This is a genomic window from Streptosporangium sp. NBC_01639 (genome assembly GCF_045209755.1).
Classification (GTDB): domain Bacteria; phylum Actinomycetota; class Actinomycetes; order Streptosporangiales; family Streptosporangiaceae; genus Streptosporangium.
This window is the reverse complement of sequence record NZ_CP109272.1, coordinates 2,060,443-2,072,607: the sequence shown is the minus strand read 5'-3', so window position 1 is coordinate 2,072,607 and position 12,165 is coordinate 2,060,443. Positions and strand designations below refer to the sequence as shown.

Sequence of the window (12,165 nt, the reverse complement as noted above, 5' to 3'; positions counted from 1 at the left end):
CCTCACCCGCGGCCGTACCCGGTGAAGCGGGTGGTCCTGCACCCCGTCACCGGCTCCCGAGTGGATCCGTTCCCTGTCAATGATCCTCCCTTGTCCCCACAAGTAGGACATTCGCGACAGGAACGCCGGCCGAGCAGGGCCAGCAGACCGATCATGACAAGTCCGAGGACGGCCAGCCCGATGCGGTCGGCGAGGGTCTCGGCGTTGGCGATCAGCCCGAACACGGTGTGGGCCGTCAGAGCGCCGCAGGCCAGGGCGAGGCTGTGCCGGTCGGTCCATCCGCCACCTGTCGTCCAGCGGCGTACCAGCCACCCGGCGACCACCGCGAGGGCCGCCGCGGCCAGCATCGGCACCGCCACCCAGCCGCCCCGGGTGAAGGCGGGCTGGACGGCCCCGCCGAACGGGTACAGCAGGGCGAGATACCCGAAGGCGGCCAGGCCGCAGGAGACGCCCACGGTCCACGGGCGGGGCGGGAGCACCCGCGGCGCGGACGGCTCGACGGGGGCCGACGACAGCCGGGGGCCCACACCCAGCGCCACGGCCGCGAGCAGGGCGACGGCCGCCAGGCAACCCGCCACGATCGGGGCCGGCGCCTGGTAGCCGGGGTCCATGAAAACCGCCACGCTCCACCGCAGCAGGACTCCGCCCAGCACGAACGCCGCGGCGGCGACCACGAGACCGATCCTGCCCAGGTAGGGGCGGCGGCGCAGGCCGGGGAAGAGCAGGTCGGCCAGCAGGATCGGCAGCGCCACGCTGAACACCGCGTGGTAAAGGATGTTGAGCTCGGTGTAGGCGCTGTTCAGGCCGAGAATCCTGGGGGCCCAGTCCGCCACGCCGTACAGGGTGGGACTGCTGAGCGACTGCAGCACCAGGCCCTCCTCGACGATGCCGTAGGCGGCTCCGAGGAGGAGGATCGCGGGCCAGCCGGCGCCGCTCCGCCGTACCAGCTCGCGGACCAGCACGGTGCCCCCGCCGTAGATCGGCACCCACAGGAGCAGCAACCAGACCTGGCTGAGCGGCGGGTTGCCCAGCGTGAACTCGGCGACGATCGGGGTGATGAGCGCGAGCAGCAGCGCGGCCCACCGGCCGGGTGCCCTGGAAACAGTTGTGGTCATGCGATCAGGGTGGCCCGCGGCCGGGGCCCGTCGCCGCTGCCGGAAGGCCGCACCGTGGCAACCCGGGTCGACTCCGATCGGCGACTTTGGTTGCTGCCGGACCACCCGGGAGGCGGGCTACGATCTGTGGCTGTGTTCCTGGCCAACGTGGAAAACGTACGGCCCGGCCGGATTCGGTCCCGGCGGGACCGGGCGGTCGCCGCCGGCGGCTCTGTGCTCGCGCTCGCCGGGGCGGCCGCGGTGGTCTGGGGTGATCTGGCCGGTTCGCCGGTGCCCCCCTGGTATCTGGTCGCCGACGTGGTGGGTGGCGCATCGGCCTGCGCGGCGCTGTGGTTCTGCCGCAGGTGGCCGGTCGCCGCGGGGCTGGCCGTCGTCGCGCTGTCGGTACCCGCGGCGGCCGCATCGGTGGCGGCCGGGATCGCCACGCTGATCGCGGCCCTGTATCGGCGGCCGCCCGCGGCGATCGCGGTGGGGGCGGCGGGCGTGTCGGCGACGCTGGTCCGGTTCGCCTGGCGGCCGCCCGGCCTGGCGCCCTACCCGGTCTGGGCGCTGGTCGGTGTGCTGATCGGCGGGGCGCTGACCGGCTGGGGCATGCTGGCGCGCACCCGGCGGGAGCTGATGCTGTCGCTGGCGGAACGTGCCCGCAGGGCCGAGGCCGACCAGCGGCTCCGCGCCGAGCAGGCCCGCCGCGCCGAACGCGTCGGCATCGCACGCGAGATGCACGACGTGCTCGCGCACCGGCTGTCGCTGCTGGCGCTGCACGCCGGGGCGCTGGAGTTCAACGCGCAGGCGAAGCCCGGTGAGGTCGCCGAGGCCGCAGGAGTGATCCGGTCGAGTGCGCACCTGGCGCTTCAGGATCTGCGGGCGGTCATCTCGGTGCTCCGTGAGGCTCCGGCGTCGGAGGACTACGCGGTGCCGAGCGGCGACCGTGCGGGCCCCGCCGACCTCGCGTCTCTCGTCGAGGAGTCCCGGCGGGCCGGGACCCGGGTCGAACTGCTCGACCACGGAGTACGGCTCTCCGACCTGCCGGACGCCACCGGCCGCGCCGCCTTCCGCATCGTCCAGGAGGGACTCACCAACGCGCGCAAGCACGCCCCCGGCAGGCCGGTCACCGTGGTCCTCTCGGGTACGGCGGGCGCCGGGCTGACGATCGAGATACGCAACCCGCTGCCCGGCGGAGCCGTCGCGCCGGACAGGCCGGGGCCCCCGCGCCCGCCCGGTGCCGACATCGAGCTGACCGGAGCGGGTGCGGGACTGGCCGGGCTGACCGAGCGGGCCTCGCTGGCCGGCGGGCGGCTGGAGCACGGGCACACCGCGGACGACGAGTTCCGGCTGACGGCGTGGTTACCATGGCCGACGTGAACGGGCCACGCCCACCGATCAGGGTGCTGATCGTCGACGACGACGCGCTCGTCCGCGCCGGTCTGACGCTGATGCTCGGCGGCGCGGCCGACCTCCAGGTGGTGGCCGGGGTGGCCGACGGCGGCGAGGTCCAGGCCGCGGTCGACGCCCACGCTCCCGACGTGGTGCTGATGGACATCCGGATGTCCGGCCTGGACGGCATCGAGGCCACCCGCCGCCTGCGCCGCCGCCCGAACCCGCCCGAGGTGATCATCCTCACCACCTTCGACGCCGACGACCATGTCTTCCGCGCCCTACGGGAGGGCGCGAGCGGCTTCCTGCTCAAAGACACCCCGCCGGAGGGGATCGTGGACGCCGTCCGCCGGGTCGTCGGTGGCGAGCCCGCCCTGTCGCCCAGCGTCACCCGGCGGCTGATCGCCCACCTGGTGCCGGAGGAGGAGAGCCGCCGCCGCGCCGACGCCCGGCGGGTGCTCGCCCGGCTCAGCGCGCGGGAGCGCGAGGTGGCCCTGGCGGTCGGCCAGGGTAAGCCCAACGCGCTCATCGCCGCGGAGTTGCACATGAGCGTGGGCACGGTCAAGAGCTACATCTCCCGCATCCTCACGAAGGCGTCCCTGGACAACCGCGTCCAGCTCGCCCTCGTCGTCCACGAAGCCGAGGCCCCGTAGGCCGCCCGCGGGTCCGCGGGAGCGGGGCTCCTAACGGCTGTTCCGCTGTTCCTCAATTGGGATGCCCGCCGGCCGGACGGGTCAGAGAGTGTCGAAGCCGCGCAACATGGCCTCGAGCGCGAAGTCGAAGCGAGGGTCCGGCCCGGAGGAACGCCGCAATCGTGTGGCCTGGGCGAGGAGCGGGGTCTGCTGCAGGTCCTGGTCGGGTATCGCCCGCATCCCTCTGGCCGGCGTGTGCCCGTCCCGCCCGGCGGCCAGGATGGCGACGTGGCCGACGACGAAACCGGTCACGGCGTACAGCATGTCCAACGCTCGCTCCGGCGGCAATCCCGCAGCCTGCAGCGTGTGGAGCGCGTTCTCCATGAGGCGGTGGTTGTGCGGAGTGATCGCGGGACGGCTCACCACCAGAGGGATGACGTTCGGGTGCGCAAGCAGGACGCGCAGCAGCGCGCGGGCGTACTCGCGCAGGCCTTCCTGCCATGAGGCCGCCTCGGTAAGCGGTGGCGCGGCCTGCGTGAAGATCTGCTCCACCAGCCCGTCCAGCAAGGCGTCCTTGCTGGCGACATGCTGGTAGAGGGACATGGCCTCGACCCCGAGTTCTTGGCCGATGCGGCGCATCGACAACGCCTTCAGCCCATCGCGGTCGGCCAGCGTCAGGGCCGCCTGGAGGATGGCCTGGCGGGTCAGCCCGGCGTTCTGGCCGCGGGTGCGGTTCGGGGACATGGTGGCCTTTCTCACATCAACGATTCTTACGTCGTAAGTATAGTGGCGGCATGCTAAACATACGTTGTAAGAATCCGAGTCGGCTGACGCCCTGCCGGGAAGCCACCAGCCACGCTTGCCGATCCACGCTTACGGAAGGACTCACGCCATGACAACGCTGGCAACGAACAAGCAAGGAGCTCTCGCAACGATGTACGTCGGCGCCGGGCTCACGGTCGTCGCTACCCTCTTCGCGTTCATCGACCGGGCCGGCTTGGCCGATCACATTCGGGCGGGTTACCCGGCTTACGGACCGGCGGAGATCGACAGCGCCGTCACCGCATACACGGCGATCCTGTCCGGGGTGGGGGCACTGGGACTGCTCGGCTGGCTCGGCACCGTCTGGGTGGTCCGCATCGGCAAGGGCGGTGCCCGCTGGTTGGCAAGCGGCCTCTTCACGATCGCGATCTGCGTCGCGCTCGCTGCCCTGACCGTCCAGGACACCAATGGTGAGGTCGGTCTTGCGCCGCTGCTGGGCTGGCTTCAGGTCCTTCCGTGCGTCGCCGGTCTCGCAACGGCCGTGCTGTTGTGGAGAAGGTCGGGGTGAGCGCCAGGTATGTCGCGCGGGCCGTCATGCGCGGGGCCGCGGCGTTCAAGCGCTGGATGTATCGAGACGGGTGGCCCAACGCCTTCATGCGGCGCGTGAACCGTTTCGACGTGCTGATGTACGGGTCCCGGTTGCTGTCGCCGCGCCATGCCGCCGTCCTCAAGGTGATGGGGCGCCGCAGCGGGCGCCTCACGTCGCTTCCGGTCGTGGTCACCGAACACCGGGGTGCCGAGTTCCTCGTGTCGATGCTCGGGCCGGAGGCGAACTGGGTGCGGAACGTCCAAGCCGCGGGTGGCAAGGCCGTTCTGTGCCGTCACGGTCGCGAGACTCCGGTCGCGCTGAAGGAAGTCCCGCCCGAGCAGCGTGCTGAGATTCTGCGTCGCTATCTCGCCGTCGCCCCCGGTGCGCGGCCGCACATCCCGGTGAACCGGCATGCCCCACTGCCGGAGTTCGAGAAGATCACGCACCAATACCCGGTCTTCCGGATTGCCGGCCCCGATACCCCGCTACTCCAGCTGTAGTTCGTGATGATCTGTGGGGCAGGGTAGGAGCATGTCTACGTACGAGACGATGTCGTTCCACCTTGAGACCGAGCGGCTGATAGTGCGGCCGTGGGCCGAGTCGGACGCCGCCGAGCTCTGGAATCCACGGGGCCATCCCCGGCATCAGGGCAACCAGTTTCGGATCCAGCTGCGCCCCGGACCGCCGTGCCATCCTCACCGGGTACGAGATGAAACGGCTCGGCCGGTCGCGGGCCAGTCGCCCGCGCGGCCGAGCTGGGCGGGCACCCGGCCGCCCAGTCCGGCCTCGACGAGGGCCGCGGCGGCGAGCACGCCGGTCAGGTCGGCGCCGGTCGTCACGCCTGAGCGGTGCAGCAGGTAGAGCAGGTCCTCGGTGGCGATGTTGCCGGTCGCGGCGGGTGCGAAGGGGCAGCCGCCGATGCCGCCGGCGCTGGCGTCCAGGGACGCGGCACCCACTTCCAGAGCGGCGAGGGCGTTGGCGTAGCCGGTGTTGCGGGTGTTGTGGAAGTGGAACCGCAACGGGAGCGCCGAGACCTCCCGGACCGCCTCCACCAGGCGGCGCACGTCGGCCGGGACGCCCACACCGATGGTGTCGGCCAGCGCCACCTCCTGCGCGCCGGGGCAGCGCCGTACCAGCTCGGCGACCCACGCGGGGTCGACCTCGCCCTCGAACGGGCAGCCGAAGCTCGCGGCCACGGTCAGCGTCACTCCGAGGCCGGCCTCGCGTGCGCGCTCGGCGATCGCGCCGAAGCCGCGGACCGCGTCGCCGACCGACATGCCCTGGTTGCGCTGGGAGAAGGTCTCGGTGGCGACCACGACGACGTTCACCTCGTCCACGCCGGCTTTCAGCGCCCGGTCCAGGCCACGCCCGTTGAGCACCAGCCCGGCGTAGCGGACCCCGGTGACGCGGGGCACCCGGGCCATGACCTCCTCGGCGTCGGCCATCTGCGGCACCCGGCCCGGATGTACGAAGCTGACCGCCTCGATCCGTCTCAGACCCGCGGCCACCAGCGCCTCGACGTAGGCGACCTTCACGGCGGAGGGCACGGTCACCGGCTCGTTCTGCAGGCCGTCACGCGGACCGACCTCGACCACCTCGACGTTCATGAATTGTATGCAACCCCTTGTGATAGGACAGGCATATACCCATCATGGTGACATCCGCCCCGGAGGAATGTACACATGCCAGTGATCGATGATGTCCGCAGCCTGATCCTCGGAGGGCGGTACGCCCCCGGTGACCGGCTCGGTGAGGTCGAGCTGGCCGAGGCGCTCAGCGTCAGCCGGACCCCGGTCCGCGAGGCGCTGCGGCGCCTGCAGGCCGAGGGACTCGTCGAGATCACGGCCAACAAGGGCGCCCGCGTCATGGAGTACCCCCGGGGCGACCTGGAGACGATCTTCGAGCTGCGGGCCAGGATCGAGGGGCTCGCCGCCCGCCAGGCGGCCACCATCGCGACCGCCGAGCACGCCGAAGCCCTCCACGAGGTCGCCCTCGCGATAAGGGAGCACGCCGAGCGGGGTGACTCCGACGCGGTCTACCGGCTCAACGCCGAGTTCCACCAGTCCCTGGTGGGGATCGGCGGCAGCGCCGTACTCGCCCAGTCGATCAGCTCGCTGGTCCACTCACCGGTGCTGCTGCGCACCTACGGCTCCTTCGACGAGGAGGCCATGCGCCGCAGCGTCAACCACCACATCGAGATCGTGGCGGCCATCCGGGCCGGAGACCCCGAATGGGCGGAGGCGGTCATGCGCGCCCACCTGTTCTCGGCCAGGGCGTCACTGCTGGGCCCCCGACACCAGGAGAACCCGTGACCTCCTTCCCAAGGGCCGAAGCCCGGGGTCCCCACGCGCAAGGAGATTCGATGAGAGGCCTGCCACTCGGCGACGTACGCGTCGTCGAACTCGGCCAGCTACTGGCCGGGCCGTTCTGCGGCCAACTGCTCGGCGACTTCGGCGCCGAAGTGATCAAGGTCGAGGACCCCGGCCGAGGTGACCCGATGCGGCAGTGGGGCCGGGAGAAGCCGTACGGGAAGTCGCTGTGGTGGCCGGTCGTGGCGCGCAACAAGAAGTCGGTGACATGCGACCTGCGCACCTCCCGAGGGCAGGAGCTGGTCCGCGGGCTGGTCGAGAAGGCCGACGTGCTGCTGGAGAACTTCCGGCCCGGCACCCTGGAGCGCTGGGGCATGTCCCCGCGGGAACTGCACGCGATCAACCCCCGGCTGGTCGTCACCCGGGTCAGCGGGTTCGGCCAGACGGGACCGTACGCGCCACAGGCCGGGTACGGCTCGATCGGCGAGGCCATGGGCGGCATCCGCTACGTCACCGGCGACCCCGACCGGCCGCCGTCGCGCGCCGGCATCTCGCTCGGCGACTCCCTCGCCGCCGTGCACGCCTGCATCGGCACCCTGGTCGCGCTGCACGAGCGCGACCGCAGCGGGCATGGCCAGGTCGTCGACTCGGCGATCTACGAGGCGGTGCTCGCCATGATGGAGTCGATGCTGCCGGAGTGGCAGCAGGCCTCCTACCAGCGCGAGCGCACCGGTTCCGTGCTGCCCAACGTCTCGCCGAGCAACGTCTACCCCACCGAGGACGGCGACTCCATCCTCATCGCCGCCAACCAGGACAGCGTGTTCCGCCGGCTGACCGCCGTGATGGGCGCGGAGGAGCTGGCCGAGGACCCCCGCTATGCCACGCACGGCGCGCGCGGCGAGCACATGGCCGCGCTCGACCAGATCATCGCCACCTGGACGGCGGGATCCCCCGCCGCGGAGTTGCTGGCCCTGCTCAACGGGGGCGGCGTCCCCGCCGGGCGCATCTACCGGGCCAAGGACATGTTCGAGGACCCGCACTTCGCGGCACGTGAGGCGATCGTCCGCGTCCCCCATCCGGACTTCGGTGAGCTGGCCATGCACAACGTCGTGCCCAAGCTGTCGGCCACCCCCGGCAGCGTGCGCACCACCGGCCCCACCCTCGGCCAGCACAACGACGAGGTCTACCGCGAGCTGCTCGGCCTGACCGCCGAGGAGATCGCCGGCCTGTCGGCCGACGGCGTCATCTGACCCCTGAAGAACCTATGCGGCCCCTGCGGTGAGGAGTGCGGCCCGGTGACCAGAGCCCACGAGGAGGTGTTCGGAGGCACCCTGCCGTTCGGGGAGCGTCCGGCGCTCGTTCTCATCGACCTGATGCGCGCCTACTTCGAACCGGGCGCCGAGCTCTACCTGGGCTCGCGCGCCTGTCTGGACGCGGCGGCCCGCATCCTGGCCGCCGCCCGCGCCGCCGGTGTCCCGATCATCCACACCCGTGTCGCCTTCGGTCCCGGCGGCGTCGACGGCGGCCTGTTCTTCCGCAAGGTCGCCCCGCTCCGCCACCTGGTGGGCGATGGGCCACTCGGCGCCCTGATGCCCGAGGTGGCCCCGATCCCCGGCGAACTGGTGATCGTCAAGCAGTACGCCAGCGCCTTCTTCGGCACCACCCTGGCCTCGACCCTCACCGCGCTGCGCGCCGACACCCTGCTCATCACCGGCGTCTCCACCAGCGGCTGCGTCCGGGCCACCGCCGTCGACGCCGTCCAGCACGGCTTCGTGCCCGTCGTCGTCCGCCAGGCCGTCGGCGACCGCGACCCCCGACCGCACGAGGCGAACCTGTTCGACATCCAGGCCAAGTACGGCGAAGTCTGGGACGACACCCGGGTGATCGCCCGGCTGACCGGGCGGGAGTGATCAGACCGGAGACCCGGCTGACCGAGCGAGGGTGATCAGACCGGAGGGCGGTGGCCGCCGAGCCGCCACGCCGGCCGGCGGCGCCGTTCCATGGGCGGACGTCCGTCAGGTCGCGGTACGAGGGCCGAGGATGTCGCGCGGCGCGTCCGCGGCGGCCCGCTGCGAGGCCGGACTACCATCGAAAATGTGGCCGCCGAGGGGGACGCCGTCACACAGGGCAACCACGGTCCGCGGCCACCCGCGGAACCGTCGAGGAGGCTCCGATGGAGGAATCCAGTCTTCAGGAGCTCGTGGGCCGGGTCGTGCTGGACATGGGGGCCGCGTTCGGAGCGGCGACGGTCGTGATCGGCGACCGGCTCGGCCTGTGGAAGGCGATGGCCGGGGCGGGACCGCTCAGCGCCGGTGAGCTGGCCCGGCGAACCGGCACCGGCGAACGGCTCGTCGCCGAATGGCTGGCCGCGCAGGCCGCCGCCGGATACGTCTCCTATTCCGGCGGTTCCGGTGCGGGCGGCACCGAGGGTTCGGGTGGTTCCGGCGGTTCCCGTGGCGGCGGCGCGGAGGGTTCTCGCGGTTCCGGCGAGAGTGGCGCGAAAGGCTCCGGTGGTTCCGGTGCGGGTGGCACGTACACGTTGACCGAGGAGCAGGCGACGGTGTTCGCCGACGACTCCAGTCCGGTCTTCATGACCGGGCTCGCCGAAGTGATCTCGTCGGTCTACCGTGACGAGGACAAGATCGTGGACGCCTACCGCGGCGGCAAGGCCCTGGCCTGGGGCGACCACGACCCGGCGCTGTTCGAGGGCACCGAACGGTTCTTCCGCCCCGGATACGCCGCCAACCTGCCGACCGACTGGATCCCCGCGCTCCGCGGTGTCCAGGAGAAGCTGACCGGCGGAGCCCGGGTGGCCGATGTGGGCTGCGGGCACGGCGCCTCGACCCTGGTGCTGGCCCGGACATATCCGGAGGCGCGCCTCACCGGCTTCGACTCCCACGGACCCTCGATCACCCGGGCCCGCGAGCTGGCCGTACAGGCCGGGGTGGCGGACCGGGTGACCTTCGAGACGGCCCGCGCCGACGACTACCCCGGCACCGGCTACGACCTGGTCTGCCTGTTCGACTGCCTGCACGACATGGGAGACCCCGTCGGTGCCCTGCGGCACATCCGCACGACCCTCGCCCCCGACGGCACCGTGCTGCTGGTCGAGCCGTTCGCGTACGGCAGGCTGCCGGACGACCTCAACCCGGTGGGCCGGCTCTTCTTCAACGCCTCCGCCACGGTCTGCGTGCCCGGCGCGCTCTCCCAGGGGGCGACGAAGGCACTGGGTGCCCAGGCCGGGCAGGAGCGATTGTTCGAGGTGGCCGGGCAGGCGGGGTTCACCCGGTCGCGCCAGGCGGCCGCCACTCCGTTCAACCTGGTGCTGGAGCTGAAACCGTAGCGAGCGGATCTCGCCGCTCCATGTCTGACAGGGATCGGGTTCGCGGACATCGGCCCGCGAGGGTCCGCGCTCGGTACGGGGAGCCGTACGTGGACCGGCTGTGGACGGTCAGTTGACATGACTGCGCCGGAGACCCGACGTCCCTTCCCAGAAGCGACGCCTTGGCGACCAGAGGACGTGTTTCGAAAAATAGGTCCATGCCGTCAATGTGCTGGGCGAGGTACCGATCGGCACAGTTCGCCATGACAGGCTCAAGACATGACTTGACCTGACCTGACCTGCGCCTAGCTGAGCAGCACATCGCAGGCTGAGGTGCTCGGGCTCGCCTTATCGGGGCAGCCAAGAGAAGTTACTTGAAAAGCGGCCTCATGAGACCGCCAGCAGCTTTTCTATCTCGTCTATCGCCTGGGTGTTGTTCTGGTAGTGAATCGCGTGAATGCCAGCGTCGCGTGCGCCGGCGACGAACCCATCCACATCATCGAGAAACACCATCTCCTCGGGGCGAACGCCAAGTCGTGCACAGGTGAGTGCGTAAATTCGCGGATCGGGCTTACTCATGCCGACCTCGTGTGAATAGATGATCTGCTCGACAAGGTCTTCGAATCCGTAAGCCGTCTGCTCTTGTTCCCGGGCGCCGACGAAGCTATTGCTGAGTATCGCAGTGCGGCACCGTGAGCGGAGCTCGCGGACATATTCGATCAATTCAGTGTTGGGTACGCCGAGGTATTGCCGCCAGATGGCAGCCATGAACGCTTCGACGTGCTGGTCGGCCAGACCGAGGCGGTCGGCAATCGCTTGGTGCACCTCGTTCTCGGTGATCGTGCCGACACTGCCCGCCATCCAGACATCGAACATACGGTTGTTGAGTTCACCGGCGGGCAAGCTGAGATGCTCCTCCCACTGCTCAGCGACCCCGAGGTCTGCAGTGATCTCCAATACGCCGCCGACATCGAACACCACCGCGCGAATCGTCACGATCATCAAGCTACGGTAGCCATTGTGAATGGATCAACCCTCTATCGATGCCGTCCCGCGGACGTTCCGCTCGGCAAAACTGAAGACGATGTCATCCGATGCCACAACGTCGGCCTGATCGATGTCGTGCACGCGTTCTCACATGCCCACTTTCGAGGCCCGGGTGAGCGGGCGAATGCTCCAGCTCAAGAGCTGGAGCATCCTCCGCAAGCTCCGCTGCAGCCCCAACAAGGCCGGGCACTTGTGCAAGGCCATCGCCGTCCTGCAGAACCACCGGATCGCTCAATGATGAAAAGGTTCATTGTGTCGGTCGGTGCTGCGAGCATGACGAAATGATCGCGCCCCCTGACGACTATGCCTGGTTCTCCTACGAGCGCTTCCCCGACCTGGCGGAGGCCTACTGCTTCACCTACGTCCGCGGCCTGACACCCGAGCAACTCGTGGCCCGGCTCGGTGCCCGGCCGGAGGACTTCACGCTTATGACGCTTGAGGAGCTGATCGCGACCAGCTACAAGCACGGCTACGGCAACGCGTTCCTCGGCGCCACGACCATCGGCGACTGGGCGTTCGTCGTCGAGCCCAACGGCGGAATCGGTGCCGATGAAGGAATCATCACGCCGTTGTCGGCGGGCACCCGCATCGTCTCCCACTTCCGCGACGTCGAAGGCGTCGAATCCTTCTACTGGAGCGAAGATGGAGAGATCCGGTTCTGCTTCATCGCTGATGACGGTTACTCGGAAGAGGCGCCGGAGGAGATCGTGGAGAGCATGCAGCGGATCGACTCCGACTACAGACGCCTCTACCCCAGCGAAGGGCCGGCGTTCCTCATGGCTGAGCGTCTCACCGGAATCACGCTGACACCGGAACTGCTGGAGGGATCCACCTACCTGTGCGGAGCCATTCCCGAACCGGGGTGAGCAGGATCCATTGTCTGTGACCTCCGCAGGCTAGCCGCAGCCGGTGGATCACTCCGCTGCAAGCTCCTACGAGATTCACCGGGGGCACCGTTCTGCGCAGACCCGCTGTACTAGGCCATCAGGGTGAAAAGCTTCACTGGGGCGTCCCT

The 12,165-nt window shown here is 70.1% G+C and carries 13 protein-coding genes and 1 pseudogene; 10 read left to right on the top strand and 4 right to left on the bottom strand.

All coding sequences use genetic code 11. From position 1 onward, the window contains the following. Positions 1–2: 2 nt before the first annotated feature. Positions 3–1,115 carry a hypothetical protein gene (locus OHA77_RS09250; protein WP_406317439.1) on the bottom strand — a complete coding sequence of 371 codons (1,113 nt, stop codon included), beginning with the start codon at positions 1,113–1,115 and terminating at the stop codon, positions 3–5. A gap of 126 nt (positions 1,116–1,241) precedes the next feature. Here OHA77_RS09250 and OHA77_RS09245 point away from each other — a divergent pair, with 126 nt between their 5' ends. Together OHA77_RS09245 and OHA77_RS09240 are read left to right on the top strand one after the other, a co-directional pair. After that, entirely contained in the window at positions 1,242–2,477 is a 1,236-nt protein-coding gene (locus tag OHA77_RS09245) for a sensor histidine kinase (protein WP_406317437.1), read from the top strand. Then, the gene (locus OHA77_RS09240) at positions 2,465–3,142 is read left to right on the top strand and encodes a response regulator (protein ID WP_406317436.1); all 678 of its coding nucleotides are present in this window, start codon (positions 2,465–2,467) and stop codon (positions 3,140–3,142) included. Before OHA77_RS09245 ends, OHA77_RS09240 begins: the two co-directional genes overlap by 13 nt. 81 nt (positions 3,143–3,223) lie before the next feature. Here OHA77_RS09240 and OHA77_RS09235 read toward each other — a convergent pair whose 3' ends face one another. Then, positions 3,224–3,880 (bottom strand): TetR/AcrR family transcriptional regulator C-terminal domain-containing protein, encoded by a 657-nt coding sequence (locus OHA77_RS09235; RefSeq protein ID WP_406317434.1) that lies wholly within the window; start codon positions 3,878–3,880, stop codon positions 3,224–3,226. A 175-nt stretch (positions 3,881–4,055) separates the two neighbouring features. On the opposite strand from OHA77_RS09235, the gene OHA77_RS09230 reads away from it, so the two are divergent. Together OHA77_RS09230 and OHA77_RS09225 are read left to right on the top strand one after the other, a co-directional pair. Further along, a complete protein-coding gene (locus OHA77_RS09230; RefSeq protein WP_406317433.1) occupies positions 4,056–4,451 on the top strand; it encodes a hypothetical protein in 396 nt (131 codons plus the stop codon). Further along, positions 4,433–4,972, top strand: coding sequence for a nitroreductase/quinone reductase family protein (locus tag OHA77_RS09225; protein WP_406317432.1), 540 nt, complete (start codon positions 4,433–4,435; stop codon positions 4,970–4,972). Before OHA77_RS09230 ends, OHA77_RS09225 begins: the two co-directional genes overlap by 19 nt. A 195-nt stretch (positions 4,973–5,167) precedes the next feature. On the opposite strand, the gene OHA77_RS09220 is transcribed toward OHA77_RS09225, so the two are convergent. Continuing rightward, on the bottom strand, positions 5,168–6,079 hold the full coding sequence (locus OHA77_RS09220; protein ID WP_406317430.1) for a hydroxymethylglutaryl-CoA lyase: 912 nt from the start codon (positions 6,077–6,079) through the stop codon (positions 5,168–5,170). Positions 6,080–6,154: 75 nt separating this feature from the next. On the opposite strand from OHA77_RS09220, the gene OHA77_RS09215 reads away from it, so the two are divergent. The 4 genes from OHA77_RS09215 (at position 6,155) to OHA77_RS09200 (ending at position 10,124) form a co-directional block, all read left to right on the top strand. After that, positions 6,155–6,784, top strand: coding sequence for a GntR family transcriptional regulator (locus tag OHA77_RS09215; RefSeq protein WP_406317428.1), 630 nt, complete (start codon positions 6,155–6,157; stop codon positions 6,782–6,784). 50 nt (positions 6,785–6,834) lie between these two features. Then, a complete protein-coding gene (locus tag OHA77_RS09210; protein WP_406317427.1) occupies positions 6,835–8,031 on the top strand; it encodes a CaiB/BaiF CoA transferase family protein in 1,197 nt (398 codons plus the stop codon). Positions 8,032–8,076: 45 nt separating this feature from the next. Further along, a complete protein-coding gene (locus OHA77_RS09205) occupies positions 8,077–8,691 on the top strand; it encodes an isochorismatase family protein (RefSeq protein ID WP_406317425.1) in 615 nt (204 codons plus the stop codon). A gap of 263 nt (positions 8,692–8,954) precedes the next feature. Beyond that, the gene (locus OHA77_RS09200) at positions 8,955–10,124 is read left to right on the top strand and encodes a class I SAM-dependent methyltransferase (RefSeq protein ID WP_406317423.1); all 1,170 of its coding nucleotides are present in this window, start codon (positions 8,955–8,957) and stop codon (positions 10,122–10,124) included. Positions 10,125–10,490: 366 nt separating this feature from the next. On the opposite strand, the gene OHA77_RS09195 is transcribed toward OHA77_RS09200, so the two are convergent. Further along, the gene (locus tag OHA77_RS09195) at positions 10,491–11,105 is read right to left on the bottom strand and encodes an HAD family hydrolase (RefSeq protein ID WP_406317422.1); all 615 of its coding nucleotides are present in this window, start codon (positions 11,103–11,105) and stop codon (positions 10,491–10,493) included. Positions 11,106–11,237: 132 nt separating this feature from the next. Here OHA77_RS09195 and OHA77_RS09190 point away from each other — a divergent pair. Beyond that, positions 11,238–11,388: pseudogene (locus tag OHA77_RS09190) on the top strand (IS5/IS1182 family transposase); the annotation flags it as partial. A 43-nt stretch (positions 11,389–11,431) separates the two neighbouring features. After that, on the top strand, positions 11,432–12,016 hold the full coding sequence (locus OHA77_RS09185; RefSeq protein ID WP_406317420.1) for a DUF6461 domain-containing protein: 585 nt from the start codon (positions 11,432–11,434) through the stop codon (positions 12,014–12,016). The last annotated feature ends 149 nt before the right edge of the window (positions 12,017–12,165 follow it).

Excerpts from the sequence above, each read along its gene's own strand:
- OHA77_RS09240 (WP_406317436.1), top strand. The coding sequence starts at position 2,465 with ATGGCCGACGTGAACGGGCCACGCCCACCGATCAGGGTGCTGATCGTC.
- OHA77_RS09195 (WP_406317422.1), bottom strand. The coding sequence starts at position 11,105 with ATGATCGTGACGATTCGCGCGGTGGTGTTCGATGTCGGCGGCGTATTG.
- OHA77_RS09200 (WP_406317423.1), top strand. The coding sequence starts at position 8,955 with ATGGAGGAATCCAGTCTTCAGGAGCTCGTGGGCCGGGTCGTGCTGGAC.
- OHA77_RS09220 (WP_406317430.1), bottom strand. The coding sequence starts at position 6,079 with ATGAACGTCGAGGTGGTCGAGGTCGGTCCGCGTGACGGCCTGCAGAAC.
- OHA77_RS09185 (WP_406317420.1), top strand. The coding sequence starts at position 11,432 with ATGATCGCGCCCCCTGACGACTATGCCTGGTTCTCCTACGAGCGCTTC.
- OHA77_RS09215 (WP_406317428.1), top strand. The coding sequence starts at position 6,155 with ATGCCAGTGATCGATGATGTCCGCAGCCTGATCCTCGGAGGGCGGTAC.
- OHA77_RS09230 (WP_406317433.1), top strand. The coding sequence starts at position 4,056 with ATGTACGTCGGCGCCGGGCTCACGGTCGTCGCTACCCTCTTCGCGTTC.
- OHA77_RS09250 (WP_406317439.1), bottom strand. The coding sequence starts at position 1,115 with ATGACCACAACTGTTTCCAGGGCACCCGGCCGGTGGGCCGCGCTGCTG.
- OHA77_RS09210 (WP_406317427.1), top strand. The coding sequence starts at position 6,835 with ATGAGAGGCCTGCCACTCGGCGACGTACGCGTCGTCGAACTCGGCCAG.